27 protein-coding genes are annotated in these 26,211 nt (G+C 72.4%); 13 read left to right on the top strand and 14 right to left on the bottom strand.

All coding sequences use genetic code 11. The features are described from left to right. Nucleotides 1-102: 102 nt before the first annotated feature. From ACGFNV_RS34615 to ACGFNV_RS34605, 3 genes are all read left to right on the top strand, one after another. Entirely contained in the window at nucleotides 103-816 is a 714-nt protein-coding gene (locus tag ACGFNV_RS34615; protein ID WP_393628014.1) for an alpha/beta fold hydrolase, read from the top strand. An 88-nt stretch (nucleotides 817-904) separates the two neighbouring features. Beyond that, on the top strand, nucleotides 905-1,267 hold the full coding sequence (locus ACGFNV_RS34610) for a DUF952 domain-containing protein (protein WP_393628012.1): 363 nt from the start codon (nucleotides 905-907) through the stop codon (nucleotides 1,265-1,267). A gap of 59 nt (nucleotides 1,268-1,326) precedes the next feature. Next, the gene (locus ACGFNV_RS34605; protein WP_393628010.1) at nucleotides 1,327-1,899 is read left to right on the top strand and encodes a MarR family winged helix-turn-helix transcriptional regulator; all 573 of its coding nucleotides are present in this window, start codon (nucleotides 1,327-1,329) and stop codon (nucleotides 1,897-1,899) included. 34 nt (nucleotides 1,900-1,933) lie between these two features. Here the strand turns inward: ACGFNV_RS34605 and ACGFNV_RS34600 are convergent, their stop codons facing one another. Beyond that, the gene (locus tag ACGFNV_RS34600) at nucleotides 1,934-3,166 is read right to left on the bottom strand and encodes an RNA polymerase sigma factor (RefSeq protein WP_393628008.1); all 1,233 of its coding nucleotides are present in this window, start codon (nucleotides 3,164-3,166) and stop codon (nucleotides 1,934-1,936) included. Further along, on the bottom strand, nucleotides 3,166-3,516 hold the full coding sequence (locus ACGFNV_RS34595; protein ID WP_393628006.1) for a YciI family protein: 351 nt from the start codon (nucleotides 3,514-3,516) through the stop codon (nucleotides 3,166-3,168). Before ACGFNV_RS34595 ends, ACGFNV_RS34600 begins: the two co-directional genes overlap by 1 nt. 106 nt (nucleotides 3,517-3,622) lie before the next feature. Here ACGFNV_RS34595 and ACGFNV_RS34590 point away from each other — a divergent pair, with 106 nt between their 5' ends. After that, complete coding sequence (locus tag ACGFNV_RS34590) at nucleotides 3,623-4,759, top strand: acyl-CoA dehydrogenase family protein (protein WP_393628004.1); 1,137 nt, start codon at nucleotides 3,623-3,625, stop codon at nucleotides 4,757-4,759. Here the strand turns inward: ACGFNV_RS34590 and ACGFNV_RS34585 are convergent. The 4 genes from ACGFNV_RS34585 to ACGFNV_RS34570 form a co-directional block, all read right to left on the bottom strand. Next, nucleotides 4,723-5,862, bottom strand: coding sequence for an LLM class flavin-dependent oxidoreductase (locus ACGFNV_RS34585; protein ID WP_393628002.1), 1,140 nt, complete (start codon nucleotides 5,860-5,862; stop codon nucleotides 4,723-4,725). The genes ACGFNV_RS34590 and ACGFNV_RS34585 overlap by 37 nt on opposite strands. 91 nt (nucleotides 5,863-5,953) lie before the next feature. After that, the gene (gene ssuE / locus ACGFNV_RS34580; RefSeq protein WP_393628000.1) at nucleotides 5,954-6,508 is read right to left on the bottom strand and encodes an NADPH-dependent FMN reductase; all 555 of its coding nucleotides are present in this window, start codon (nucleotides 6,506-6,508) and stop codon (nucleotides 5,954-5,956) included. A gap of 308 nt (nucleotides 6,509-6,816) precedes the next feature. After that, the gene (locus ACGFNV_RS34575) at nucleotides 6,817-6,894 is read right to left on the bottom strand and encodes a putative leader peptide (protein ID WP_350786652.1); all 78 of its coding nucleotides are present in this window, start codon (nucleotides 6,892-6,894) and stop codon (nucleotides 6,817-6,819) included. A 134-nt stretch (nucleotides 6,895-7,028) separates the two neighbouring features. Next, nucleotides 7,029-7,196 carry a hypothetical protein gene (locus tag ACGFNV_RS34570; RefSeq protein WP_393627999.1) on the bottom strand — a complete coding sequence of 56 codons (168 nt, stop codon included), beginning with the start codon at nucleotides 7,194-7,196 and terminating at the stop codon, nucleotides 7,029-7,031. Nucleotides 7,197-7,407: 211 nt separating this feature from the next. Here ACGFNV_RS34570 and ACGFNV_RS34565 point away from each other — a divergent pair, with 211 nt between their 5' ends. Both ACGFNV_RS34565 and ACGFNV_RS34560 read left to right on the top strand, forming a co-directional pair. Then, nucleotides 7,408-8,964 carry an SDR family oxidoreductase gene (locus tag ACGFNV_RS34565; RefSeq protein ID WP_393627997.1) on the top strand — a complete coding sequence of 519 codons (1,557 nt, stop codon included), beginning with the start codon at nucleotides 7,408-7,410 and terminating at the stop codon, nucleotides 8,962-8,964. Nucleotides 8,965-9,062: 98 nt separating this feature from the next. Beyond that, the gene (locus ACGFNV_RS34560; RefSeq protein WP_393627996.1) at nucleotides 9,063-10,454 is read left to right on the top strand and encodes a cryptochrome/photolyase family protein; all 1,392 of its coding nucleotides are present in this window, start codon (nucleotides 9,063-9,065) and stop codon (nucleotides 10,452-10,454) included. On the opposite strand, the gene ACGFNV_RS34555 is transcribed toward ACGFNV_RS34560, so the two are convergent. Beyond that, nucleotides 10,429-11,445 (bottom strand): MerR family transcriptional regulator, encoded by a 1,017-nt coding sequence (locus ACGFNV_RS34555; protein ID WP_393627995.1) that lies wholly within the window; start codon nucleotides 11,443-11,445, stop codon nucleotides 10,429-10,431. The genes ACGFNV_RS34560 and ACGFNV_RS34555 overlap by 26 nt on opposite strands. An 89-nt stretch (nucleotides 11,446-11,534) precedes the next feature. On the opposite strand from ACGFNV_RS34555, the gene ACGFNV_RS34550 reads away from it, so the two are divergent. Both ACGFNV_RS34550 and ACGFNV_RS34545 read left to right on the top strand, forming a co-directional pair. Continuing rightward, nucleotides 11,535-12,185 (top strand): sigma-70 family RNA polymerase sigma factor, encoded by a 651-nt coding sequence (locus ACGFNV_RS34550; protein ID WP_393627993.1) that lies wholly within the window; start codon nucleotides 11,535-11,537, stop codon nucleotides 12,183-12,185. An 89-nt stretch (nucleotides 12,186-12,274) separates the two neighbouring features. Beyond that, on the top strand, nucleotides 12,275-12,712 hold the full coding sequence (locus tag ACGFNV_RS34545) for an SPW repeat protein (RefSeq protein ID WP_393627991.1): 438 nt from the start codon (nucleotides 12,275-12,277) through the stop codon (nucleotides 12,710-12,712). A 111-nt stretch (nucleotides 12,713-12,823) separates the two neighbouring features. Here the strand turns inward: ACGFNV_RS34545 and ACGFNV_RS34540 are convergent, their stop codons facing one another. Both ACGFNV_RS34540 and ACGFNV_RS34535 read right to left on the bottom strand, forming a co-directional pair. After that, entirely contained in the window at nucleotides 12,824-13,591 is a 768-nt protein-coding gene (locus ACGFNV_RS34540) for an ArsR/SmtB family transcription factor (protein WP_393628192.1), read from the bottom strand. 109 nt (nucleotides 13,592-13,700) lie between these two features. Then, a complete protein-coding gene (locus ACGFNV_RS34535; protein WP_393627989.1) occupies nucleotides 13,701-14,672 on the bottom strand; it encodes a nucleotidyl transferase AbiEii/AbiGii toxin family protein in 972 nt (323 codons plus the stop codon). A 188-nt stretch (nucleotides 14,673-14,860) separates the two neighbouring features. Here ACGFNV_RS34535 and ACGFNV_RS34530 point away from each other — a divergent pair, with 188 nt between their 5' ends. Together ACGFNV_RS34530 and ACGFNV_RS34525 are read left to right on the top strand one after the other, a co-directional pair. Beyond that, a complete protein-coding gene (locus ACGFNV_RS34530; protein ID WP_393628191.1) occupies nucleotides 14,861-15,136 on the top strand; it encodes a GlsB/YeaQ/YmgE family stress response membrane protein in 276 nt (91 codons plus the stop codon). A 150-nt stretch (nucleotides 15,137-15,286) separates the two neighbouring features. Further along, a complete protein-coding gene (locus tag ACGFNV_RS34525; RefSeq protein ID WP_393627987.1) occupies nucleotides 15,287-16,168 on the top strand; it encodes a GNAT family N-acetyltransferase in 882 nt (293 codons plus the stop codon). A 34-nt stretch (nucleotides 16,169-16,202) separates the two neighbouring features. Here the strand turns inward: ACGFNV_RS34525 and ACGFNV_RS34520 are convergent, their stop codons facing one another. Continuing rightward, nucleotides 16,203-16,982 (bottom strand): GNAT family N-acetyltransferase, encoded by a 780-nt coding sequence (locus tag ACGFNV_RS34520; protein WP_393627985.1) that lies wholly within the window; start codon nucleotides 16,980-16,982, stop codon nucleotides 16,203-16,205. Between the two features lie 105 nt (nucleotides 16,983-17,087). On the opposite strand from ACGFNV_RS34520, the gene ACGFNV_RS34515 reads away from it, so the two are divergent. After that, the gene (locus ACGFNV_RS34515; RefSeq protein ID WP_393627983.1) at nucleotides 17,088-18,245 is read left to right on the top strand and encodes a DUF6183 family protein; all 1,158 of its coding nucleotides are present in this window, start codon (nucleotides 17,088-17,090) and stop codon (nucleotides 18,243-18,245) included. 37 nt (nucleotides 18,246-18,282) lie between these two features. Next, nucleotides 18,283-18,765, top strand: coding sequence for a nucleoside deaminase (locus tag ACGFNV_RS34510; protein ID WP_393627981.1), 483 nt, complete (start codon nucleotides 18,283-18,285; stop codon nucleotides 18,763-18,765). Nucleotides 18,766-19,037: 272 nt separating this feature from the next. On the opposite strand, the gene ACGFNV_RS34505 is transcribed toward ACGFNV_RS34510, so the two are convergent. Then, the gene (locus ACGFNV_RS34505; protein ID WP_393627979.1) at nucleotides 19,038-19,796 is read right to left on the bottom strand and encodes a chaplin; all 759 of its coding nucleotides are present in this window, start codon (nucleotides 19,794-19,796) and stop codon (nucleotides 19,038-19,040) included. Between the two features lie 222 nt (nucleotides 19,797-20,018). On the opposite strand from ACGFNV_RS34505, the gene ACGFNV_RS34500 reads away from it, so the two are divergent. After that, complete coding sequence (locus tag ACGFNV_RS34500; RefSeq protein WP_393627978.1) at nucleotides 20,019-21,605, top strand: alpha/beta hydrolase; 1,587 nt, start codon at nucleotides 20,019-20,021, stop codon at nucleotides 21,603-21,605. Nucleotides 21,606-21,609: 4 nt separating this feature from the next. Here the strand turns inward: ACGFNV_RS34500 and ACGFNV_RS34495 are convergent, their stop codons facing one another. The 3 genes from ACGFNV_RS34495 to ACGFNV_RS34485 form a co-directional block, all read right to left on the bottom strand. Next, complete coding sequence (locus tag ACGFNV_RS34495) at nucleotides 21,610-22,389, bottom strand: alpha/beta fold hydrolase (RefSeq protein WP_393627976.1); 780 nt, start codon at nucleotides 22,387-22,389, stop codon at nucleotides 21,610-21,612. A 62-nt stretch (nucleotides 22,390-22,451) separates the two neighbouring features. Next, a complete protein-coding gene (locus tag ACGFNV_RS34490; protein WP_393627974.1) occupies nucleotides 22,452-23,585 on the bottom strand; it encodes an alpha/beta hydrolase in 1,134 nt (377 codons plus the stop codon). Next, nucleotides 23,582-26,167, bottom strand: a complete 2,586-nt coding sequence (locus ACGFNV_RS34485; protein WP_393627973.1) for a thioester reductase domain-containing protein — start codon at nucleotides 26,165-26,167, stop codon at nucleotides 23,582-23,584. Before ACGFNV_RS34485 ends, ACGFNV_RS34490 begins: the two co-directional genes overlap by 4 nt. Between the last annotated feature and the right edge of the window lie 44 nt (nucleotides 26,168-26,211).

Genomic DNA, 26,211 nt, shown 5'->3' with positions numbered 1-26,211 from the left:
GGTGAGATGGAGGCCGGAGCACGGCAGGTGCCGCCGGCCGGCGGTTTCCGTGGCCCGTAGAGCAGGTCTCGTCGTGCGCGTGATGATCAGGAGAAGTGACCCATGACCGGTAAGAAGCCCACCGTCGTTCTCGTGCACGGGGCGTTCGCCGAATCCTCCGCCTGGAACTCCGTCACCGAGCGCCTCCAGGCGGCCGGGCACCGGGTGATCGCGTTCGCCAACCCCCTGCGCAGCCTGTCCGGCGACGCCGAGGCCCTGCGGAGCCTGCTCACCTCGGTCGAGGAGCCGGTCGTGCTCGTCGGCCACTCCTACGGCGGGGCGGTGGCCTCCAACGCGGCGCGTGACGTTCCCGGCGTGCGCGCGCTGGTGTTCGTGGCCGCGTTCGCCCCGGAGTCCGGTGAGAGCATCGGCGAGCTGACCGGCAAGTTCCCCGGCAGCACCCTGCCCGACGTCCTGGACACCGTGCCGCTCGCGGACGGCACCACCGACTTCTACATCCGCCAGGACGCCTTCCACCAGCAATTCGCCGCCGACCTGCCCGCGAAGGAGGCGGCCCTGAACGCCGCGGCCCAGCGCCCGCTGCGCGACACCGCGCTCAACGAGGCCTCCGGTGAGCCGGCCTGGAAGAGCGTCCCGTCGTGGTTCGTCTTCCCTGAGCTGGACCGCAACATCCCGCTGGAGGCGCACAGCTTCATGGCCGAACGCGCGGCCGCCAGGGAGGCCACGCTCGTACCGGGCGCCTCCCACGCGCTGCCGGCCTCCAGCCCCGAGGCCGTCACCACCACGATCCTCAACGCCGCGAACAGTGTCGCCTGACCGAGGTGAGTCGGGGGCAGGCCGGGGGCGCGTTCCCGGGACGCGCCCCCGGCTCGCTCGCCCTCGGCGACCAGATATAACCGGCACCATGATCTATCACCTCGTTCCGCTGCCCGAATGGAACGCCCTTCCCGGCCAGCCCTACGCCCCCGCCTCCCTCGCGGACGAAGGCTTCGTGCACTGCTCCCCCGACGAGGCGACCACTCTGGCCGTCGCCAACGCCTTCTACGCGAACGCCCCGAGGCCGCTGCTGGCCCTGGTGCTGGACGAAGACCGGCTCACCGCCGGGCTGGAGTGGGAGAGGGCGGTCCCCGCCCCGCCGCCCGGCGTCGCCGACGACGTCTCCTTCCCCCATGTCTTCGGACCCCTCAACCGCGAAGCCGTGGCCGAGGTCCTGGAGGTCGAGTGGGACGCGGAGGGCCGGGCCACGGCCTTGCGGAACACGACCTGACGGCGCCGGGCTGCCCGGCCCTACAATTTGGTGCCGAACGATCAAAGGAGCGTGTTCCTGTGCCCGGTCATCGGTCCATCACCGAGGCGGAGAAGCTGGCGGCGGCGAAGCTCGGCGGCATCCCGATCCGACGCGCGCAGATGGCCGTCGTCGCCAACATCTACCGCGCCGCCTCGGCCGTCCGGCAGCACCTGGAGAACTCGGTGCTGCGCGGTGCCGATCTGACCTGGACGGCGTTCGTCGTGCTGTGGGTCGTCTGGGTGTGGGGCGAGTCGGAGACCCGGCATGTCGCGGAGGAGGCCGGCATCTCCAAGGGAACGCTCACCGGCGTGTCGCGCACGTTGGAGAGCCGCGGGCTCGTCCGGCGGACCGGGCACCCCACCGACGGCAGGCTGGTCCTGCTCAGCCTCACCGAGGAGGGAGAGGCGCTGATGCAGCGGGTGTTCCCCGCCTTCAACGAGGAGGAGGCGTTCGTCGCCGGACGGCTCAGCGACGAGGAGTGCCGGACCGTCGCCGACGGCCTGCGCCAGGTCGTACGGCAGGTCGAGGAGAACGGTGAGGAGCGCCGCCTGACCCTCCTCGACGGCGCCGAGCCCGCCCCGCGCCGCAGCGGACGCCGACCGAAGGCCTGAAGGGGCTTCCGGACACGCCCGTGGCGCGCCGCCCTCACCCCCGGCTCAGTTCCTCGCGTCGGCGCTCCAGGAAGCCGCGCTCCGCCGGGCTTTCCACGAGGGCGAGGGCGGCGTCGTACGCCTGTACCGCCTCGGTGTCGCGGCCCAGGCGGCGCAGCAGGTCGGCGCGCACGGCGTGGAAGACGTGGTAGCCGGTGAGGTCGAGGTCGTCCAGCGCGGCGAGGGCCGGCCCCGTGCCCTCGGTCTCGGCGAGGGCGACGGCTCGGTTGAGCGCCACGACGGGGCTGGGTGCGAGGGTCATGAGCTGGTCGTAGAGCCGCAGGATCTGCCCCCAGTCGGTGGTGTCGGCGGTCGGCGCGTCGCTGTGGACGGCCTGGATCGCGGCCTGGATCTGGTAGGGGCCGGGCCGGTCGCGGCGCAGGCAGCGGCGGACGAGCGACTGGCCCTCGGCGACCAGGTCGCGGTCCCACCGGGTGCGGTCCTGTTCGCCCAGCGCCACGAGCTCGCCCTCTTCGCCTTCGCCGACACGGGCGGGTCGGCGCGACTCGACGAGCAGCATCAACGCCAGCAGCCCGGTCACCTCCGGTTCGTCCGGCATCAGCCGGGCGAGGAGCCGCCCCAGCCGTACGGCTTCGGCGCACAGCTCCGCGTCGCCGGTGTAGCCCTCGTTGAAGATCAGGTACACGACCGCCAGGACACCCCGCAGCCGGTCGGGCAGATCGGCGTCGCTGGGCACGCGGTACGGGATCCGGGCGTCACGGATCTTCGCCTTGGCCCGCACCAGGCGCTGGGCCATCGTCGGTTCCGGCACGAGGAAGGCCCGCGCGATCTGGGCGGTGCCGAGTCCGCCGAGGAGGCGCAGGGTCAGGGCGACCTGGGCCCGGGTGGCGAGCGCGGGGTGGCAGCAGGTGAAGATCAGTCGCAGCCGGTCGTCGTGCACGGGGCCCTCCGTCGGCGTGTCGGGCGCGTACAGCAGGGCGGCCTCGGCGTGGCGGGCGTCCCGGGTGGACTCGCGGCGCAGCCGGTCGATGGCCCGGTTGCGTGCGGTGGTGATGATCCAGCCCGCCGGACTGGGCGGCACCCCGGTGTCCGGCCACTTCCGCACGGCTGTCGTGAAGGCGTCCTGCACCGCTTCCTCGGCGAGGTCGATGTCGCCGAGGAAGCGGACGAGGACGGCGACCGCGCGGCCGTACTCCGCGCGGAAGACGGCCTCGACGTCGGGGGAGGGCGGCTCCACGCCCCCTGCTCCCCCGACCTCGGCGTGCATCAGGCCTCGCCCATGAAGGGGCGCACCTCGACGGGGAGTGTGGTGGCCCAGGTCGCCCGGCGGCCCCACCGCAGGGCCGCGTCCAGGTCGGGGGCCTTGATCAGGCAGATGCCTCCCAGGTACTCCTTGCCCTCGGCGTACGGGCCGTCGGTGATCAGCACGTCACCGCCTTCGGGGCGCAGTACGGTGGCCGTCTCCGGGCCGTGCAGTCCGCCGGCGAAGACCCAGGCTCCGGCCTCGCGCAGCTCCTGGTGGAAGGTCTCGAGATTGCGGCTGATCTCCGCGAGTCCCTCGGCGGAGGGCGGCTCGCCCTCGCTGGGCTGGACCACGCTGAGCAGGTAGTACTTCATGACGTCCTCCTTGGCGTCGGGCGGTCGGCTCGGTGTGCCTCACCTGCTACACGAACAGCTGGCGACCAGATCGACACCGCGCCCCACGACACCGAAGAATCGTCCCATGACCACGACACCGCACCCCCTCGTCAGCCGTGCGCGCCGACTGGCCGATGACCTCCTCGCCCCGCAGGCGGAGCGCGTCGACCAGGAGGGCGTCCCGCGGGAGCACCTCGCGGAGATCAGGCGGTCCGGGCTGCTCGGCGTGAACGCGCCGAAGGAGTACGGCGGTGCGGACGCGCCCGCCGCGGTGGCTCGGGAGACGGCGGAGATCCTGGCCGGGGCGTGCTGTTCGACGTGGTTCGTGCAGACCCAGCACCACACCCCGGTGGCCACGCTGGCGAGGAGCGAGAGCGCCGTACGGGAACGGCTGCTCGGCCCGCTGGCCCGCGGCGAGCTGCTGTCCGGCGTGGCCTACGCCCATCTGCGCGCTCACCCGCGGACTCCGGTACGGGTCACCCGCGAGCGCTCCGGCTGGCGCTTCGACGGCACGGTGCCGTGGTACACCGGCTGGGGTCTCAACGACGTGATGCTGCTCGCCGGGATCACCGACGCCGACGAAGCGCTCTTCGCCTTCACGGACGCCCGGGAACAACCGGGCCTGCGCGCGTCGGCACCGATGCGCCTCGCGGCCCTCACCGCCTCGCAGACGGTCTCCCTGGAGCTGGACGGCCTGTGGCTCCCCGAGGAGTCCGTAGCCCTGCGCCGGCCGTACGCACAGTGGGCCGCGACCGACCGAGTGAAGACCCTCAACGCCTCCCCCGCGGCCTTCGGCATCACGGAGACGGCCCTCGCCCTCCTGGACGACGACACGGCCGCCCCGCTCCGCGCCCGCCTCCAGAAGATCCGCACCAGTGCCTACGCCCTGGCAGACCACCCCACCCCGCACGAGCACGAGCAGGAACGACTGGCACTGCGCACCCAGTCGTTCGAACTCCTGCGCGCGGCCACCACAGCGGCGGTGGTAACCGGCGGCGGCCGCACCATGACCCTCACCGACAAGGCCCAACGCCTGGCCCGCGAGGCCCTGTTCCTCCTGGTCCAGGGCCAGACACCGGAATCACGCCGAGCCCATCTCAACGCCCTGACTGTTCAAGGGACGCGGGGAACTGCGCGATCAACCCAAGACAACGCGCACCCGCCGAACAACGGAAACCACGCCCCTCACCCGGCGAACGGCACCTGCACCGACGGCGCCTGAACAGCGAACGGATGCTTCCACACCCCTTCCCGGCCCAGCCGCGGCAGCACCCCCTCCCCGAACCAGTACGCCTCCTCCAGATGCGGATACCCGGACAGCACGAACTCCTCGATCCCCAGCCCGGCATACTCCTTGATCCGCTCAGCCACCTCCTCATGGCTGCCGACCAGCGCCGTTCCCGCACCCCCACGCACCAGTCCGATCCCCGCCCACAGGTTCGGATGGATCTCCAGCCCGTCCCGGCGACCGCCGTGCAGGGCGAGCATCCGCCGCTGCCCCTCGGACTCGCTGCGGGCGAGCCCGGCCTGTACGGACCTTACGGTCTCCGGGTCGAAGCCCTCCAGCAGCCGGTCGGCCTCCGCCCAGGCCTGCGCGGCGGTGTCACGGGTGATGACGTGCAGCCGGATCCCGAAGCGCACGGTGCGTCCCTGCTGCGCGGCCATCCCCCGGATCCACGCGATCTTCTCCGCGACCCGGGCGGGCGGCTCGCCCCAGGTGAGGTAGACGTCGGCGTGCCGGGCGGCGATCTCACCGGCGATGGGCGAGGACCCGCCGAAGTACACCTCGGGCACCGGGTCGGGGACCCGGGCCAGTTCGGCGCCCTCGACCTGGAGGTGCTCCCCCTTCAGGTCGACGGTCTTGCCCTCCCACAACGCCCGTACGATCTCGAGGAATTCGCCGGTACGGCGGTAACGGTCGTCCTTGTCGAGGAAGTCGCCGTACGCCCGCTGCTCCTGGCTCTCGCCGCCCGTGACCACGTTGAGGAGCAACCGTCCGCCGGTCTGCCGCTGGAAGGTGGACGCCATCTGCGCGGCGAGCGTCGGCGAGACGGAGCCGGGCCGGAAGGCGACGAGGAACTTCAGTCGCTCGCTCGCTTGGCTGACCATCGCGGTGGTCAGCCAGGCGTCCTCGCACCAGGCGCCGGTGGGCGTGAGCGCACCCTCGAAGCCCAGATCCTCCGCGGCGCGGGCGATCTGGCTCAGGTAGGCGACCGTCGGCGGCCGATCCCGTCCGGAAGCGGTGGCCGGGGTGCCGTGGCCGCCGCCGACGACATGGCGGCTGTCGCCGTTGGTCGGGAGGAACCAGTGGAAGGTGAGGGACACGTGGGGTCTCCGATCAGGATGGTCCGCGGGAAGAGGTCATCGGGGATGCGCTTCGGAGCAGGCCGGACGCCGTCGTGGGCGGAAAGGGTGCTCAGCCCGCCGCGGCCAGGAGCGGGGTGCGTCCGAGGGCCAGGGAGAACTGGTCGATCACCTGGGTGAGCGCCTCGGTGGCGCTCGGCGTGACGCTCAGCGAGCCGTCGTCGTGCACGGTGATGTCCTTGTCGAGGGTGAACCAGCCCTGCACGATGTGGGCCGCGCCCATGGAGGTGAGGACGGGACGCAGGGCGTAGTCGATGGCCAGGACGTGGGCGATGCTGCCGCCCGTGGCGAGCGGCAGCACCGTCTTGCCGGTGAGCGCGTACTGCGGCAGCAGGTCGAGGAGCGCCTTGAGGACGCCGGAGTACGACGCCTTGTACACGGGTGTGCCGACCACGACACCGTCGGCGCGCTCGAACAGCTCGGTGGCCTCGACGATCGCGGGGTGCCGGAAGTCCGCCCCGAGCAGGGCCTCGGCGGGGATCGTGCGGACGTCGAGCGGGATCACCTCGTGGCCCTGCGCGACGAGACGCTGGTCGAGGTGGCGCAGCAGGCGGTTGGTGCGGGAGGAGACGGAAGGGCTGCCGGAGACGGACAGGACGGTGGCCATGGGTTCTCTTTCTTCGCGGTGCCGGCGGGAAGGCGTGGCGGTGGTCAGGCGCGGGCGGGAACCGACACGCGCTCGGGGTCCGGCAGTTGGGCGTCGAGGACCCAGCAGGCGAATTGCGGCGGTGTTGCGGGCATGCGGAACTCCTGTTGCGGAATCTCTTTTCGGGCATGCCGAATTCACGTGACGCGACAGGGCGTCACCTTCGGGGGGCGCGAAGGCGAAAACGCACGGCACACGACTGCCTGGCGACAGAAGGCATGCGGATGCGGGTGCCGGTGCGAATGAAAAGGGCGGCGGAATACGGGGAATCAGGCCGCGGCGCAACAGGAGGCGCTGGAGACGCGTGCGAGGTCGACATGGCGTCGCCGCGTGAGGTCCAGTCGCATCTTCATGTCATCGATCGTGGCAGTCGTCGACGTCGGCCGTCAAGGTAAACCCGACCGGTCTCGAATCGCGGACCATCGAATTTCATGAAGACGCGACAGGAAAACACTTCAATGGACGGGGTTTTGGGAGCCCGTCAGTCGTCCTCACGCACCGGGATCACCACGAGGAACGCATCCGACTTCAGATCCATGACCACGGTCGCGGGCTCACCCTCCGCACGGCGAGCCGCCGCGTACTCCTCCGCCGGCCACGACCCGCGCGGAGCTCCCGCAGGAAAACGCTCCAACACCTTCGCGCCCATAGCGGCAGCACCTCCGACGTCCACTGTCGACTTGATCGGACCACTTCTCTCTTCGGTTCGACTGCCCCGGATCGCCGTGTCCATGTTCATCCCCGTTCATCCGGACGCCCCGCGACCAGGGGCGTACACCCTTTCGCCGCATCCGATACGGGGTGCGCCGGGGAAGTGATCCGCAGGGGGACACCGACACGAAGGGCCGAGGAGAGGATCGATGAAGGGTGATGACGAGAGCGAGGGGCCGCGCTGTCTCGTGACCGGTGCCACGGGCTACATCGGTGGCCGGCTCGTCCCGGAGCTGCTCGCCGCCGGGTACCGGGTGCGCTGCCTCGCCCGCTCCCCCGACCGGCTGCGCGGCCACCCGTGGACCGAGGACGTCGAAGTGGTGCAGGGAGACGTCACGGATGCCGACTCGATGGCCGAGGCCATGCGGGACGTGGAGGTCGCGTACTACCTGGTGCACGCGCTCGGCTCCGGTGCGGACTTCGAGGAGACCGACCGCACGGCGGCGCGCGTCTTCAGCGAACGGGCCCGGGCGGCGGGCGTGCGCCGCATCGTCTATCTGGGCGGTCTCACCCCGGCCGGGGTGCCCGAGCACACGCTGTCGCCGCATCTGCGCTCGCGGACCGAGGTCGGCCGGATCCTGCTCGCCTCCGGGGTCCCGGCCACCGTGCTGCGCGCGGCGGTGATCATCGGATCCGGCTCGGCCTCCTTCGAGATGCTGCGCTACCTCACCGAGCGTCTCCCGGTGATGGTCACCCCGAGCTGGGTGCACACCCGCATCCAGCCCGTGGCCGTAGGGGACGTGCTGCGGGCCCTCGTGGGCAGCGCCCGTATGCCCGACGACGTCAACCGGGCCTTCGACATCGGCGGGCCGGACGTCCTGACGTACCGGGAGATGATGCTCAGGTACGCGGCGGTGGCGGGCCTGCCGCGCCGGTTCATCCTGCCGCTTCCCGTGCTCACCCCGGGCCTGTCCAGTCTCTGGGTGGGCCTGGTCACTCCCGTGCCGGCGTCCATCGCCCGGCCGCTCACCGAGTCGCTGCGGCACGAGGTCGTCTGCCACGAGCACGACATCGCCCGCCACGTGCCCGATCCCCCCGGCTACCCGCTCGGCTTCGACGCGGCGGTACGGCTGGCCCTGCAGCGTGTGCGGGACGCCCGGGTGACGACCCGGTGGTCGTCCGCCTCCCTGCCCGGCGCCCCGAGCGACCCCCTGCCCACCGACCCCGACTGGGCCGGCGGGAGCCTCTACACCGACTGCCGGGAACTGACCGTCGAGGCCTCGCCCGAGGCGCTGTGGCGGGTTGTCGAGGGCATCGGGGGTGAGAACGGCTGGTACTCCTTCCCGCTCGCCTGGGCGGTGCGCGGCTGGCTGGACCGGCTGGTCGGCGGGGTGGGGCTGCGCCGCGGGCGCCGGGACGCGGCGCGGCTACGGGTCGGTGACTCGCTGGACTTCTGGCGGGTGGAGGAGATCGAGCGGGGCCGGCTGCTGCGGCTGCGGGCCGAGATGCGGCTGCCGGGGCTCGCCTGGTTGGAGATGCGCTGCGAGGTGGACGGCGACGGCCGCACCCGCTACCGCCAGCGCGCCCTGTTCCATCCGCACGGGCTGCTCGGCCAGGCCTACTGGTGGAGCGTCTCGCCCTTCCATGCCGTGGTCTTCGGCGGCATGGCCCGCAACATCGCGCAGGCGGCGGAGACGGGTGGGGTGGCAGGGGGCGGGGGCGCACCGATCGGTTGGGGGTCACATCCGCTGAGATGCGTCCGCTGAGGTGCATCCGAGGTGCATCCGCTGAGGTGCATCCGAAGGCCGCTTCCGCGCCGAAGCACATACGTACCCGACTCGTTCTTCTCCTCGGAGTTGGCCCCATGAACGTCTCCGTCGTCCTGTTCACCGCGGATCTGCGGCTGCACGACCATCCGCCGCTGCGGGCGGCCCTCGACGGCTCCCGCGGCTCCCACGCCTCCCGCGAGGTGGTTCCGCTGTTCGTCCGGGACCGGGCGGTGGACGCCGCCGGGTTCGCCGTACCGAACCGGCTGGCCTTCCTCGCCGACTGCCTGCGGGACCTCGACGCGGGCCTGCGCGAGCGGGGCGGCCGGCTGGTCGTCCGCTCCGGTGACCTCGTCGAGGAGGTGTGCAAGGTCGCCGCGGACGCGGACGCCGACGAGGTGCACATGGCGGCCGACGTCAGCGCCCACGCCCACCGGCGCGAGCGGCGGCTGCGGCGCGCTCTGGAGGCGGAGGGGCTGCGGCTGCACGTGCACGACACGGTGACCACGGCGGTCGCGCCCGGGGCGGTGACCCCGGCCTCCTCGGACCACTTCGCCGTGTTCACGCCGTACTACGGGCAGTGGGCGCGTCAGGGGCTGCGCGCCGTGCTCGACGCGCCCCGGTTCGTGAGGGTCCCGGACGGGGTCGGGTCGGAGGAGCTTCCCTCCCGCGAGAAGGTGTCGGGGGTCTCGCCCGGACTCGCCCCCGGCGGCGAGACGGAGGGCAGGGGGCGGCTCACCGCATGGCTGCGTGGCGGTGTCGCCGACTACGAGGACCGCCACGACGACCTCGCGGGCGACGCGACCTCCCGCCTCTCGCCCCATCTGCACTTCGGCACCCTCTCCCCCGTCGAGTTGGTCCGGCGGACGCGCGAGGTGGGTGGGCCGGGTGCCGAGGCGTTCGTACGGCAGGTCGCGTGGCGCGACTTCCACCGGCAGGTGCTCGCCGCGCGGCCGGGCGCGTCCACCGCCGACTACCGTACGAAGTGCGACCGTTGGCGGTCCGAACGCACCGCGCGCGAGGACGTCGAGGCGTGGAGGGAGGGCCGCACCGGATATCCGGTCGTCGACGCGGCCATGCGCCAGTTGCGGCACGAGGGCTGGATGCACAACCGCGGCCGTCTGCTGACCGCGAGCTTCCTCGCCAAGACGCTGTACGTCGACTGGCGGGTCGGCGCCCGGTACTTCCTGGACCTGCTGGTCGACGGAGACGTGGCCAACAACCAGCTCAACTGGCAGTGGATGGCCGGAACAGGCACCGACAGCCGGCCGAACCGCGTCCTCAACCCCCTCACCCAGGCCAAGCGCTACGACCCGGACGGGGCGTACGTAAGGCGCTGGGTCTCGGAGCTGCGGGAGCTTCCGGGAGCGGCCGTGCACGAGCCGTGGAAACTGCGGGGCCTTGAGCGGGCCGCCGTGGACTACCCGGACCCGATCGTCGACCTCGCGGAGGGGCTCGCGCGGTTCAGGCGGGGCCGGGAGCGCGACTGAGGGAGCGGTGGGACGGCTGGGGTGGGGACGGGCGGGCGTACAGGTCGGACAACGTGTCCAGTGCGTCCCGGAGGGCCGTCGGGCGCAGCATCCTCGGTGTGCGGTGCCCGAGCCAGCCGGGACCGCACAGCAGCACCGTGGGCCGTGTGCGGGCGCCCCTGACGCCCCACTCAGCGTCGGCGACGTGCCGGGCCAGGGGCACGCTCGCCGTGGAGCGGGCCTGTGCCCACAGCACCACGGCCGCGGGGCCGAGCCGGTCCACCGCGGCGATGAGTGCCTCGGCGGGCACGGCGGCGCCGAACATCCGCGTGGGCAGCCCGAGTTGGGAGAGTCCGGCGTTGAGTGCCTCCAGCGGCAGTGTGTGCTGTTCGCCGGGTACGCAGGCCAGTACGACAGGTCCCGCGCCGGCCGTGGCGCCCGACCCCGCCGCAGGGCGGGTGTGCCGACGCAGTGTGCTGGAGACGTGCCAGGACAGCAGGTGCTCGACCTCGACGTACCGGTCACCGGACGAGGCCCACTTGCGCCCCACGGCGTGCAGCGTCGGGACCATCACCTCGTGCCAGGCGACGACCAGGCCGTGTTCCGCGACGGTGGACCCCAACAGCTCCTCCACGGCCGGCGCGTCGAGCCGCACCGCGGCGCGGGCGAGACCGCGGCACTCCCGGCGCACGTCGCCGAGGGGCAGCGAGCCCGCGGCCCGCGAGCGGGCGCGGGGTTCCTCGGGCGCCTGCTCGGGCACGTCGACCGCGCCCCCTCCCCTGGCCGCGCGGGCCGCCTCGGCGGGTGGCACTCCGGCGGACGTCAGCCGGCACATGGTCTCCAGCACGGCCACGTCCTGGGGGCTCCACCGTCGGTGGCGGCCGTCGGCACGGACCGCGGGTCCGATGCCGTACCGGCGGTCCCAGGAGCGCAGGGTCGTGGGCGACACGCCCAGCCGACGTGCCAGCGCACCGGTCGTGAGGCTCGCGGCCGCGTCCGCGGAATTCGCCATGGAAGCGACTGTACGACGCAAAATCGATGCAAGTTGAGCGGCGCGGCGGGCCGCTCACACCCTGGCGGCACCTGAGAGGAGCCGCCGCGATGAGATCGCATCCGAGCACCGCCGAGCCGCGCCGTCACCCGGTCCGCACCGCCGAGCCGGGCGCCGTCACCGACGTCTGCCTGTGGGCCCCGGTCGAGGAGTCGCTCGCCGACGAGGAACTGGCGCGGGGGCTGGTGGCCGGCGACGAGGCATGTCTGGCCGCCGCCTACCGCCGCTGGTCGGCCCTGGTGCACACGCTCGCCCGGCGTTCGCTCGGCGATGTGAGGGAGGCCGAGGACGTCACCCAGCAGGTTTTCCTCGGCGTGTGGCGCGGACGGCGGGGATACCGGCCCGAGCGCGGCACGATCATCGGCTGGATCCTGGGCATCACCAGGCGGAAGATCGCCGACGCACTGTCCGCCCGGAGCCGCCGCGGTGACCTCGTCGCCTCGGCCGGATCCTCCCTCGTCCTGACCGACCCGTACGGCGGCCGCCCGGAAGCCGCCCTTGACCGCGTCCTGGTGCGCGGCGAGCTGGCCAAGCTGCCTTCGGCCCAGCAACGGGTGCTGCGGCTCACCTTCTACGAGGACCTGACCCAGACCCAGATCGCCGAGCGCACGGGCTGGCCCCTGGGCACGGTCAAGAGCCACGCGCGGCGCGGACTGCACCGGTTGCGGCGCCGCCTGGAGCCTCCCGACCTCTACACATAAAGGTGAAATAAGCGCAGACTGAGTTTACGCGGCGCTTACCGCATACCGCCCCAGAAGCGGTCAGGCCTGCAAGTCGAAGGAGACGAGTCATGGCCGACGTCTCACACAGCAGAGACATGACGACTCACCCCGATGTTTCCGAAATGCGGGAACGGTACGACCGCGTGCTCGGCGGTCGCGATGTGGCGCTCGTGGACGGACCGGTGTTCCTGCTCGGTCTGTACTGCGCGGCGTCCCCGTGGATAGTCCACTACACCACCAGCCAGCCCCCGCTCGTGACGCACAACCTGATCTTCGGCATCGCGATCGGTCTGCTGGCCGTCGGGTTCACCACGACCCCCGAGCGCATGTACGGCCTGAGCTGGGCCATGTGCGCGATGGGCGTCTGGATGATCGTCGCGCCGTGGATCGTGGGCGACAGCCCCGACGCCGGCGTGATCTGGAACAACGTCGTCATCGGTGCGCTGGCCCTGATTCTGGGGATGCTGTGCGCCGCCACGGCGGCACGCAGCGCGCCCCAGCGGTAGGAACGGGACACGGAACCGCACGGACACCGCCGAGGGAGAGAGGCCGGCCGGCCCGCACTCCGCGAACCGGTCGGCCGTCGCACGCCCTCACCAGCTCGCCACCGCAGCCCCTCACGGCCTCGGCGCGAGCCACGGTTCCTGCGGCAGCGTGCTGCCGGTCTCCAGGAGCGACTTGAGGTTGGACAGCACCGCCGGCCACCCGAAGGACACCTCGGCGCGCGCCTCCTCGTCGGGCAGGTCCTCGTGGGTGACGGTCAGCCGGACGATGTCGGCGTGCTTCTCGATGTCGAAGGTGACCCGGGTGGACGCGTCCTCCCGCCCCTCCTGGTCCGGAGGCCCCCAGGTGGTCACCAGGCGGGTCGGGCGCTCGCTCTCCACGACGGTGCCGGTCACGTCGGCGACGCCGGAGCCGTCCGTGCGGACGTGCTCCCAGCGGGAGCCCTGCTTCCAGTCCGAGACGTTGCTGTGGCCCCAGTAGGCGGCGGTCAGATCGGCGTCGGTGAGCGCGTCCCACACCTTCTCGGGCGTGCTCGCGATGTAGGTGACGTACACGAAGGTGGGCTTGTCGGTCATGGCTTCCTCGGCTCGTCGCTTGACTGCGCCGAGCGCGCGCAGACGCGGGCGCTCGAACTTGTCGATCCACCGCTCCTGGATCTCGTGGAGCGGTACCGGATTGAGGTAGTGCAGCTTCTCCCGCCCCCGCCGCACCGTGCTGACCAGGTTGGCCGCCTCCAGAACGGCCAGGTGCTGCGTCACCGACTGCCGTCTCATGTCGATCCGCTCGCACAGCTCACCCAGCGTCTGCCCGTTGTGCTCGTGCAGCCGGTCGAGGAGGCGCCTGCGGGTTTCGTCGGCGAGCGCCTTGAAGACCTTGTCCATCTGAGGGTCCATCTCGGGGGCACCGTCTGATCGCACACTCGACGTTATGCAGGTGATTGCCTGCATGTCAAGGCCGGGCGGTCTCGTCCAGCCCGACCCGCGCGCCGCTTCAACCGGTGGCGTCGAACACTGGAGTGAGCGCCCGGACCAGTCGGCCGAGCCAGTCCTCCGCCGACCCCTGTATCCAGGGGTGCTCCGCGCGGAATCCGTTCCACTCGATCTGCCACCGGGCCATCGCTGCCGGGCCGAGCTCGTCGGCCCCGCCGCCCATCGTGCGGCGCAGCACTTTTCGCAGCAGCCGCGGTGAGAGGCTGACTCCTTCGGCTTCGGCAAGCAGGACCGCGTCGTACAGGTCCTTGCCCTGTGCGCGTCCCTCTGCCGCGCAGTCGGCGTGCAGCCACAGCACCTTCCAGGCCAGAGAGAGCTCCCGGCTCGCGGTCTGTACGGCGACGGGTGTGCCGTCGCCTCGCGGGATCAGCGTCCAGACCGGGGCCTCCGGCAGCAGTTCGTCGCGGGCGAAGTCGAGGCGTACCGCGCCGGGCGGCAGCCCTTCCGCGTGCCAGGGGATGATCAGGCGTACGCCGGGTGTGTCGTACTCCGTGTAGGTCCAGGTGCCGTCCTGGTCCGCCTTGTTGGCAGAGAGCATGACCCCGGGCGCCGCCTCCGGACTCGTGCGCACCCGGTCCAGCAGGTCCATGTACGGGGGGCTCGGCTCCGCGTTCTCCGGGTCGGCGCGTATCCAGTGCAGGCCCTCCGGCGGCAGGATGGGGCGCTGTCCGCCGGTGCCGAACTCCTCGGCCTCCCACATCTCGTAGCAGACGGCGCCGTCCGCCGCTTCCGGCCACTGCTGGACGATGTCGACCCGGTCCACGTACGGGTACGGGTGCAGTGGGTCCACCAGCACCTCGTCCTCCAGGACCACCCAGTCGAGGTCGGCCGGTTCGCGTGCCGCGTCCCCTGCCCAGGCGGCCATGGTCATGCTGCCGCGCAGGACGAGGGACGTACTCCAGGGGGCGTCCGCGATCAGGCCGAGCACGTGGTCTAGGGCCGCCCGGTGGGCCACGCGCCGTTCACGGCTCACCGAGCACCCGCCTCGGAGGCGCACCCCAGCACCGGGAGGTCGGCACCGTCATGTCCATTCACGGCACCCGACGCTATCAACGGGCACTGACATCGACGGAAAGCGCGGGCAATGACCGGCGCCGGACTGTCACCGCCCTCCAGCGGGCATGGGCATTGCAGCGGGATCCCGAAAAAAAGGGGGCGGAGATGGAGATCTCCAGCATCATCAGTGCCGTTTTCATCGGCATCGTCATCGGTGTCCTGGGGAGGCTCGTGGTTCCCGGGCGCCAGCGGATCGGCATCCTGTGGACGATCCTCGTCGGCATCGCCGCCGCGCTGCTCGGCACGGCGATCGCGAAGGCGCTCGGCGTGGCCGACACCAACGGCGTCGACTGGGTCGAGTGGGTCATCCAGATCGGTCTGGCCGCGGTCGGCGTCGCGGCCCTCGACCGGAGCAGGGGAAGGGGCCGCGTCCGCCACTGACCGCACCAGTGCCGTTGAACGCCTTTCACCGCAGAAGGGGCGGGGTGCGGGGCTGCACGCGAGTACGGCGGTAAATGCGTTGCGGCCGGCATCCCGCTCCTGTTGGCTTCCGCGGGTCGCCACGCCCGATCCGATCCCGACGGAGCCCTCTTGTCTCTGCGCATCACACCGCTCACCGACCCCGAAGCAGGCGGCGCGAGCCGTCGCCTGGTCTGGCTGGCCGCCGGAGCCGACGGCGCTCCGGTCGGCTCAGCCTCACTGCGGCTGTTCACGCGCGAGGGGCAGCGTCATCTCGCCGAGTTGGAGGTCGCGGTGCACGGCGCGGAGCGACGGCAGGGCGTCGGCTCGCGGCTGCTGGAGGCCGCCGTCGCAGCCGCGAGGTCGGAGGGCCGACGTTCGGTCCTCGTCCAGGCCGAGGCGGGCTCCCCCGCCGGAGGGTTCCTGACGGCACGCGGATTCCGCCGGGTGCTGACCCTGACGTACGCGCGTCTGCCGCTGGCCGACGCCGACCTCGCTGCGATCGAGAAGGATGCCCAACGCCCCTGCCGTGGCTACCGGTTGACGGAGTGGGACGGCTCCGTGCCCGCCGAGCTGGCTCAGTCGTACGCCGACTCGCGGCGGGCCATGGACGACATGCCGATGGACGACACGGACTTCGGCACGGTCGTGTGGGACGTGGAGCGTGTCGTCGCGGCGGCCGAGGCGGTCGCACGCCGCGGTGAACTGCTGCACACCGTCGCCGCGGTGGACGAGTCGGACGGCTCGTTGGTCGGGTTCTCCGAACTCGTCGTCCCGGGCGACGGCCGGGGCGACGCCCAGCACTACGGCACGGCGGTCCTCCCCGAGCACCGGGGCCGTGGTCTCGCGCGCTGGATGAAGGCGACCTCGATCCTCCGGGCGCGCGAGCGGCACCCCCTGCTGGCCGGGCTGCTCACGGACACGGCGGAGGGCAACGCGCCGATGCGCGCGGTCAACGACGCACTCGGCTACGTGGCGACCCATCAGGCCATGGAGTACCAGCTGGACCTGTAGCGCGGCCTACGGCAGCGCGTGAACGTGGGGCGGTCTACGACTGGACGTACAGGTACGGCGTCGTCGTGCTCAGTGCCGCGAAGCCCAGGCGTTCCAGGATGGGGCGGCTCTGGTCGGAGGCGTCGACCTGGAGGTAGGGGTAGCCGCGGCCGGCGGCGACGCGGGCGCGGTGGGCGACGAGTGCGCGGTAGATGCCGCGGCCGCGCCAGCCCTCGACGGTGCCACCTCCCCACAGGCCGGCGAACCCGGTGCCGGGGACGAGTTCCATCCGGGCCGAGCTGACCGGCACGTCCCCGGCGAGGGCGACGACGGCGACGACCGTGTCTGGGTCGGCGGCGAGCCGGGCGATCAACTGGAGCCGCAGCCGTTCGCTGTCCGTGCCGAACGCCTTCTCGTGCACGTCGGCCACCAGGTCGACGCCCGCCGCGTCGGTGACGGGGACGATGCGGACTCCCTCCGGCGGTTCGGCGTCCAGGACCGGCCCGGTGGCCTCACCGATCATCAGGGTCTCCTCGGGCTCGGGCGTGAAACCGGCCGCCCTGAGTCGCTGCCCGAGGTCGGTGGGCCGGTCGTGTCCGTACAGTTTCCACTCGAAGTCCCGGCCGAGCGCGGTGAAGTGGGCGATCTGCTCGGCGATCGCCGCGTCGGCGTCCGTCTCGTCCAGATCGGCCCACAGGACACCGTTCCAGCCCTGACCTGACGCCACTTGGCGGACCACCTTCCCCGCCCGCTCGATCCGCGCGTCGGGGCCGTCGGGGCGGGCGCCTTCGCGCAGGTCCCGGTCGTGCAGGGCGAGTACCGCGGCATGATCCATGCGGTCATCGGACCACCGACTCACCTCGGAGGCAACGGAATTACGCCGGCCCGCCTCGGGGAAATGGGGCGGCGGCCCGGCGCGCCGGGCACCTAGGCTCGCGCTGTGACCGACGAGATCGAGACCATCGTGAGGACCCTGCCCGACCTGGAGAACGTCAGGGGCGTGAACGAGGTGGCCGGCCGCCGCCATGCCCAGGGAGACGTCGCCTTTCCGGCCGACCTGGGCGTCGCGCTGGCCCGGCGGTACGGACGTCCCGGTGCCGAAGAGATCTGGCAGTACGGCAGCGTCTTCACCCATCTGTTCCGCCTGCTCGCCACGACGCCCGGCGCCGAGAACGTCCGTCAGGCGCTGCGGCTGATCGCCGCGGCGGGGGCGGGCGACCGGAACCTGGAGCGCTCCGCCGCGTCCGTCCTCGCCTCCGGCCATTCAGCGGAGGAACTCGCCGTGGTCTTCACCGGCGGTGGGGGCGGGAGCGGGGCTGTGCCGGGCGCCTCGGAGGAGCTGCGGGCCTGTCTCGTACAGGAGTTGGTGCTCAGGGGTGTCGCCGTCGCCGACACGCCCGGCATCGCTGGGTGGGCGTCCTCGCCCCACCGGCGGTTCCATCCGCTGACCTGGCTGCCCCTGGTGGCGTCGCCCCTGGAGGCGCACGCCGTGCTGCCGCACTACAGCGTCAACGGCAGCAGCCACGCGATCCCGTACGGGCTGTCGAAGGACGGCGCGCCGGTGGGGGACGCGCGGGCGCGTGTGCCGTCGGCGGTGGAGACGACGCCGAGGGAGCGGGAGACGCGCATCGCCGAGGCGGTCGCGAACTGGGCGGCCGAGTCGAACGGCCGCAGCGAGGCGTGCACCTTCGAACTGGACGAGCCCCTCACCCCGGGCGCGCTGCCCGCCACCCTCGCCGAGTTGGGCCTGGAGTGCCTGGTGGGTGAGGGGCCCGGGAACAGGCTCACGGTCAAGACGAGTGTGGCGGCCGAGGTGTGGGGCGTGCTGTTCGCCGCCGCGTCCACGGGTGGGGCCTACAACCGCGGCTGCGGCGGCGCGTACGGCCGCCTGGCCGCGTGGCGGTCGCTCGCCGGGCTGTGCGGGGCGCCGGAGGGTGCGTCCGCCGGGGAGGTGGAGGCGCGCGCGTCGGAGTGCGCGTGGTACGCCTTCGACGCGCCGACGGACTGGTTCGAGCAGGTGGCCTGGGACATCGGCCTCGCGGCCGTGTCCCCGAACGGCCTCGAACTGGCCGTGCTGGCGGCGACGGACACCGACTGAACGGTGTGGAGTTCTTTCTGAGGAGGGTCGTACGACGATGGTGAAGGACAGCGAACTGCGGTACCTGCGGCGCTGTGTGGCACTCGCCGCCGAGGCGCTGGCCGAGGGGGACCAGCCGTTCGGGTCGGTGCTGGTGGCAGGGGACGGCGCGGTGCTCGCGGAGGACCACAACCGGGTGGCGTCCGGCGACCGGACACGACATCCGGAGTTCGAGCTGGCCCGCTGGGCGGCGGCACACCTGACCGTCGAGGAGCGGGCGGCGGCGACCGTCTACACCTCCGGCGAGCACTGCCCGATGTGCGCCGCCGCACATGCCTGGGTGGGCCTCGGACGCATCGTGTACGCCGTGTCGTCGGCGCAGCTGGCGTCGTGGCTGACCGAGTGGGACGTCCCGCTGCCTCCGGTGCGGATGCTGCCGGTGGAGGAGGTCGCCCCCGGGGTGACCGTGGAGGGGCCGGTACCGGAGCTGGCGGAGGAGGTACGGGCCCTTCACCGGCGTTTTCTTGAGCGGGGCCGGTGAGGCCGCGAGGGGGCGGATGCCGGGGAGCCGGCCTGAGGCGGGACTCCGGTAGCTGACCTGGCGCGGGGTCCCCGGAGCCGGCAGCCCTGGGGAAGCGACGGGGCCTCGAGGCCGACACGCGGCAGGGCCCCGCCTGTGGTCGATCGGCGGGGCCCCGAGCCGTACGCCGGGCCGTGCCGCGGTAGGAACGCCCGTCGGCGAGAGGCATACCGCGTCACCGGGAGACACCCCCGAAACGCGACGCACGCCGCGTCGACGCGAAGCGCGCCGCCTCAGCGCGTCTGCTGGGGCCGGCTGCGTCGGTACAGGGTCGCTCCACCCAGGACGAGGGCCGCGCTGGCCAGGGCCGCGGGGAGCATGGCGTCCGCTCCCGTGCTGGCGAGGGAGGAGACGGACGAGGCCTGGGCGGGGGCCGGTGCGTGCGGGGACGCCTGGTGGACCTTGGGGGGCGTGTGGGGCGACGCGGGCGGTGTGCGAGGCGTGGTCGGGTGCTCGGGCCGGGGCTCGGCGGGGTGCACGGGCCGGTCGCCGGAGGTGTTCACGGACTCGTTGCCGAAGGCGGGGTTGCCGACGCCGACCACGTTCGTGGTGTTGCCGCTGACGTTCACCGGGAGATCCACCGGCAACTGCACGACGTTGCCGGACACGACGCCGGGCGAGTCCTTGGCCACGCCGTCCGCGGTCGCGCCGCCGGAGCCGGAGCCCGAGCCGGAACCGGAGCCCGCGCCGAGGCCGGACCCGGGACCAGACCCGGAGCCGGACCCGAGGCCGGAGCCATGGTTCCCGCCCCCGTCCTTGTTGGCGCACGCGTTGCCCGCGGCGGGGTTGAGCAGCCCGACCACGTTGACGGTGTTGCCGCACAGGTTCGCCGGCACGTGGACCGGGAGCTGGATGGTGTTGCCCGAGACCACCCCGGGCGAGCCGAGCGCCGCGCCGTCGGCGGCGGAGTCGGCGAACGCCGACCCAGTCACAGCCATCGCGCCGGACGCGGCGGCGACGGCGATCACACCGTTTCGGGTAACCCGTTTCATGGGTCCCTGCCTTCCAGACATGTTCGCGGGCGCTCGCCCGCACCGGATAGAACGCGGACGAACCGTCCGAAGTTATGGCCAATTCCTTGTTCACCCCATTGAGGGGACGTACGGGCCCTGTCGAACGAAGGTGCGGGGCGCACCGCTCGTCTCCGGAGGCAGCCACCGCGAGGGCCGCATATCGTGATCGAGGGCGCCGCTGGCGTCCCTGGAGGCACTGTGATGCTGGCCAAGCTGTCGACGCGGCCCGGGGCCCGGCGCCGCGTCCTCACCGGAGCCCTGGGCGCCTTCGGGCTCGCTCTGCTGGGTGCGGGGCTGCCCGCGGCGGGCGCGGACGGGGACGAGCCGGACCTGTCCCGGTTCCACGACCAGAAGATCACCTGGTCGAGGTGCGAGGGCGAGGACATGCCCAAGGACCTGCAGTGCGGAAAGGTCACCGTCCCGCTCGACTACGCCAGGCCCCGCGCCGGAACCCTCGACCTGGCCCTCGCCCGCTACCGGGCCACGGGGCACAAGCGCGGCTCCGTGCTGCTGAACTTCGGCGGCCCGGGCGGTCCCGGGGTACCGGAACTCGCGTACGGCGGCAAGGACTTCATGGAGCTGACCAACCGCTACGACGTGGTCACCTTCGACCCGCGGGGCGTCGGCAGGTCCTCCCCGGTCAGCTGCGGCGACGGCGAGGAGGACGCGTTCGCCGCCATCGACGGCACGGAGGACGACCTGAGTCATCCGCGGGACGTGCTCGACCAGTTGAAGAAGGCGGCCGCCCTGTGCGCCGCGCACTCCGGGCCCGTGCTGAAGCACATCGGCACGGTGGACTCGGCACGCGACATGGACGTGCTGCGCGCGGCCCTCGGCGACAAGAAGCTCAACTACCTCGGCTTCTCCTACGGCACCCGCCTCGGCGCGGTGTACGCGGCGCAGTTCCCGGACAAGGTGGGGCGGGTGGCGCTGGACGGCGTGGACACGTTGACCGAGCCGCTGACCGAGCAGGGCGCGGCGGGCGCCCGGGGGCAGCAGATCGCGCTGGACGGCTTCGTCGACTGGTGCGTGGAGGACATAGCGTGCCCATTCGGGCAGGACGCCCGCTCGGCGAGGGAGCATGTGTTGCGGCTCGTGCGGTCCCTCGACGAGGACCCGGTGCCGACGGACTTCGGTGAGCCGTTCTCCGGCCAGGACCTGGTGAGCGCCTTCAGTCAGGCGCTCTACAGCAAGGAGTGGTGGCCCTCGCTGGAGCGGGCCCTGGCCCAGTTGGTGGAGGACGGCGACGCGAGCGGTGTCATGGCGTTCGCGACCCGCGGCACCACCCTCCCGGTGCGGCAGCGGGCCGGCGGCCTCGTCGACGAGGAGGACGTGCCGCTCGACAACCTGCCGGCGGCACTCATGGCGATCAACTGCGCGGACGACCCGGACCGTCCCGGTGCCGCCGGGCTCACAAAGGAGCTCAGCGGGCTGCGCGCCGCGTACGAGCAGGCCTCGCCGATCTTCGGCCGGTACCGGCTCACCCAGGTTCTCATGTGCTACGGCCGTCCCAAGGGCACCGACTTCATACGGGAGAAGGTGAAGGACGTCGACACGCCGAGGATGCTCCTGGTGGGGACCCGTGGCGACCCGGCGACGCCGTACCGCTGGACCGAGGAGACGGCGAAGCGGCTCGGCGACTCGGCGGTCGTGCTGGACAACAAGGGCGAGGGGCACACCGGGTACGCATCGTCGAAGTGCGTGCACCGCAAGGTGACCGAGTTCCTGCTGTACGGCACCCTGCCGCCCAGCGGAAGCTCCTGCGGGGCGGAGGAGAGGCGCCGCTGAGCCCTCAGGTGCGGGCCGTGAGGAATCCGTCGAGGGCGGCGGTGAGCTCGGCCGGCTTCTCCACGGGCAGCTCGTGGCCGGCGTCGATGATGCGGATCACCGCGTCCGGGTAGCCGGTGGCCATCCGCAGCATCTGCTTCACCGGCAGCTGGATGTCGTGGTAGCCGTGCACGAGCAGGGTGGGCACGCGGATCTCGCCGACCCGGTCGAGGACGTCGAAGGCCCGCATCGCGCCGTAGAGGGTCATGACGACCTCTCTCGGGGTGTCGGCGGAGGAACGGATGTACGAGCGGATCTCCTCGCGGGGGTAGCCGGGTGCGAAGGCCCGCTGGATGTTGGTGGCGACGAACAGCTTGAACGGGACGAGGGTGGAGGCCGCCATCAGCAGACCGCGGCCCCGGCTGTACGTCATACGGCTGATGGAGTTCACCAGCACCAGGCGCTCGACCCGCTCGGGGTGGGTGAGCGCGAGGGTCTGCGCGATCATCCCGCCCATGGAGTGGCCGACGGGGACGAAGCGGTCGACCTTCAGGTGGTCGAGGAGGGCGACGACGTCCGTCGCCAGCTCCTCGATCGTGCGCACCCCGGCCCCGTCGCTCTCGCCGTGCCCGCGCAGGTCGAGCCGGATCACCCGCCGCTGTTCGGCGAAGTGCGCCACCTGGTGGTCCCAGCGGTGCCGGTTCGCCGTCCAGCCGTGGATGAACACCAAGGGCACCTCCGCCGCGTCGCGGGGGCCCTCGTCGTCGTACGTCAGGGCTACGCCGTCGACTTCGAGCTGCGGCATGGGTGCCTCCTGGATACGCTCCGGTTACTGCCGCGTACGGTAACCGGCGGACCGGGTCGCCGTCACCGCCGTTCGCCCAGGAAATCAAGGATGTGTCCGAACACGTCGAGGGCGGCGCCCCGGCCGAGGAACGTGTCCAGGTGGCCGTAGCCCGGGATCTCGGTGTACGTCACGTCCAGCTGGGGCTGCCGGTGGGCGAGGACGTCGCGGCAGAGCTTCTGGGAGTCCAGCCACAGCCCGTTCTCGCTGCCGGCGAGCAGCAGGACTGGCGTGTCGATCCGGGCGGCCGCGTCCAGCGCGTTGGGCGGCAGGGCGCGGTAGCGCTGGTCGGTGTCGTGCCAGCGGACCACGCTGCGGGCCAGCTCGATACGGCGCAGGTGCGGCAGGATCCACAGCGGCGCGGGACCGAGCAGCTCCGCGAGCCGGTCGTGGGTGGCGTCCGCCAGGTGCTCGTGCACGAACAGCGACGCGCCCGTGCCCCAGGCCGAGTTGTGCAGGATCTGGCAGGTCGGGTCCGGGCAGCTCGCCTTGCGGGAGGCCAGGGCGAACAGCGGGGTGTACTTCGACCACAGGCCCACCTTGCGGAAGTCGACCGGGATGTGGTCGATCCGCGTCTTCAGCAGCTCCCCGGCGACCGACATCCGCAGCGAGGTGCGGCCGGCGAGCTTGGGCGTCAGGAACACGCCCTGCGAGACGACGCCGGCGAGGCCGGGCACCAGGCCCGCCGCCATGCTCAGCGACAGGGTGAGGGAGCCGATGCAGTGGGCGACCACGAACAGCGGCCGGTCACCGATGCGTTCGCGGATGTGGGAGACGGCAGCGGGGATGTCGTACAGGGCGACGTCGTCGTACGTGTACCGCTGACCGGTCTCGTTGTACGGCAGTCGGCAGCTGCCCCGCCAGTCGAGGAGCCAGGGTTCGTAGCCGTCGTCGAGGAGGGCGTCGACGAGGTTGCGGGTCTCCGGGAGCAGGAACATGTCGGCGGACGCGGTGTGCCCGTGCAGGAGCAGTACGGCGGGTCGGTCGCTGTCACCCGTGTCGACGCGGGTCAGGCCGAGGCGGACGCCGTCGGCCGCGCGGAAGGGGATCTCCTCGACGCGGGCGGGGTCGAGGCGGTGACGGAGGGGGCGCAGCGCGGTGGTGGTGCGGACCTTGCGGAGCGCCCGCCTGGGGGCCGGGGTCGTCTTGAAGATCATCGGTTGCGCTCCGTGAGGGTCGGGGTGCGGCGCAGGTCGAGCAGGTCGGCGGCGGCGCGGGTGAACGGGCCGAGCAGGCCGCGGCCCATCTCCAGGCCGAACCAGGCGAGCCACGTCAGCTTGGCGGCCCGCTTCTCCTGGCCGGTGAGGTGCGGGGCGACCCGGATGCCGTCGATCTGGTCGCGGACGTAGGAGTCGGCGGGGACGACGACCTCGCCGGCCAGTGTGGCACCTTCGCCCTCGCGGCCGATCTCGACGGTCAGCGCACGGGTCTGCCGCCACAGGTCGCGGCGGGCCCGGGCGTACTTGTGGCCCTCCAGCCACCAGTGTCCGCCGTCGGCGTCACGCAACCGCAGCCGGTAGCGCAGGAGTTGGTGCTTCATGCCGTGCTGCTGGGGGATGCCCTCCTCGGGCCGCACCCAGAGGTCGCCGCGCTCGACGGTGAGCGGCTCGGGGTGGATCGCCGCGCAGGTCACCTCGCCGGTGACGTCGACGCGGCGCTCCTTGACCAGCTGGTACATGCTCGCGATGGAGAGGGTCAGCGCCATGGAGCACGGTGTGTCGGCGGGGGCGCCGACCGGGCCGACCGCGCCCTCGGTGGTCTCGGGGAACCACAGGTACGGCTGGTCGTCCTTGTGCGGCAGCCGGGCGAGGCCGTCGTCGGCGAGCTTCTCGAACGTCCTCAGCTGGGCCTGGGCGTCGTACCGGGCGGCCGGCGGCAGGCCGAGCGCCTCTACGAGCGCGTCGGTGCGTTCGGCGACGGCGGCGGGGCCCTTGAGGGTGGCCTCGCACAGCTTCAGGGCGGTGGGGCTCTGCAACACCCGGCTGAGGAAGGTGAGTTCGGGTACCGGGTCCGCTTCGAGGCGTGCCAGGGTGTCGGTGCGCCACTCGTCCCAGTCCTGCACGCGCACGTGCATCCCGCCGAACGCCATGTCCCGTACGACGTCGTCGAGGGTGTTGGGCACGCCGGTCAGGTTGTAGTCGAAACCCCACGCGTCGGGTTCGCACACGACGGCCACCGCGACCCGGCTCACCCAGTCCACCGGCGCCGCGTTCAGGTAACGGAAGGCGGGGACGGTCCGGAAGCGACCGAAGGCGGAGATGAGGCCGCTGCTGAGGTCCTGGGGGTTGTAGGCGCCGGTTTTGGTGTGTCCGCCGATGCCTCCGGGGCGCAGGGCGCTGACGATCAGGCCGTGGTCGCGGGCGCGGCGCAGGGCGGCCTCTGCGGCCCACTTCGTCTGGTCGTAGCCCGCGATCAGGCGGTCGACGTGGGCGAACGGGTCGTCCTCACCCATCGAGGTGATGCCGACCTCGTTGAAGACGGCGATCGAGGAAATGTGGTGCAGCGGCTTGGGCCGGCCGGTGGTCGCGAGTTCGGCCAGGGTCAGGGTGCCGAGGACGTTGCTCTTCCTGAGCGACTGGTAGCCGCGCAGGAAGTCCACGGCCGCCGCGACGCCGACGACGCTGTCCACCTCTCGCGCCAGCGTGTGCCACAGCTCGTCGGAGAGGCCCAGGCGCGGTTCCCGCATGTCACCGGGGAGCACCGTCACCCGGCGCCGGACCTCCGAGGACCACGGCAACCGGTAGCTGCGCAGCGCCGTGCCGAGCCGCTCGGCGGCGGCCTCCTCGTCGGCGGCGCGGACCAGGCAGTACACGTGCGCGTCGCTGTGGCGCAGCAGGTCGAGGAGCATGTGACTGCCCAGGAAGCCGGTCGCACCGGTCAGCAGGATCCGGCGCGGCGGCACCGGCTCGGGCGAGGCGGTGAACGGCAGCCGGTCGGCGAGCGCGAGGTCGGCCAGGATCTGGTCCAGGTCCTCGCGGCGGGCGGTGGTGTGGGGGGCGATGCCGCTGGTGGGTACCGGGGTTGTGGACGCCGGGGGTGCGGGCTGGGTGAAGGTGCTGGGAGCGGTCGGCAGGGGAAGGGTGCTGGGCGCCGACGCGGCGGTGGTACGGGTGGTCGGCGCAGGCGCGGGAGCCGCAGGTCCAGCCGGAGCCGAGGCCGCCGAAGCCCGCGGCCCCTCGGGAGCCACAGAAACCCCCGAAGCCGCCTGAGCCGCCTGAGCCGCCTGAGCCGCCTGAGCCGCCTGAGCCGCCTGAGCCGCCTGAGCCGCCTGAGCCGCCTGAGCCGCCTGAGCCGCCAGGGGCGAATCCCCACCGGCCTTGCCTGCCGAATCCCCGGCCCCGGGCCTGCCCTCGTGCGTCGACAACCAACGGCGGGCCAGGCTCGCCGGACGGGCGTCCGCGAACACGTCGTCCAGGCTCAGATGGACCCCCCAGTCCCTCTCCAGCTCCGCCGCCAGTTCCACGGCGTGCACGGACGTGCCGCCCGCGTCGAAGAAGTCGGCGTCGGGCGGGAGGTGCCCGGCGGGCAGGTAGCGGCCCGCCGCGGTGGCGATCGCGGCGGTGAGGCCCTCCAGGTCCGGGGCCGGAGCGACGGCGGGCGCCTCGGGCGTCGCGGTCGTCATGACCTTGGCGAGCAGGTCGGTCACGCTCAGGCCGCCCGCTCCCCCGCCCCGCTCGATCGACTCGGCGGTCGTCCGCTGTCCGGCGTACGCCGCCGCGTCCTCGTTCATGTCACGCATGAGAGCCCTTCACCATGTGCACGGTCCTTTCCTTCACTGCCCGG

The organism is Streptomyces sp. NPDC048751 (assembly GCF_043198595.1).
Taxonomy (GTDB): domain Bacteria; phylum Actinomycetota; class Actinomycetes; order Streptomycetales; family Streptomycetaceae; genus Streptomyces.
The sequence above is the reverse complement of the archived record's forward strand: the minus strand, read 5'-3'. Positions and strand labels throughout refer to the sequence as shown.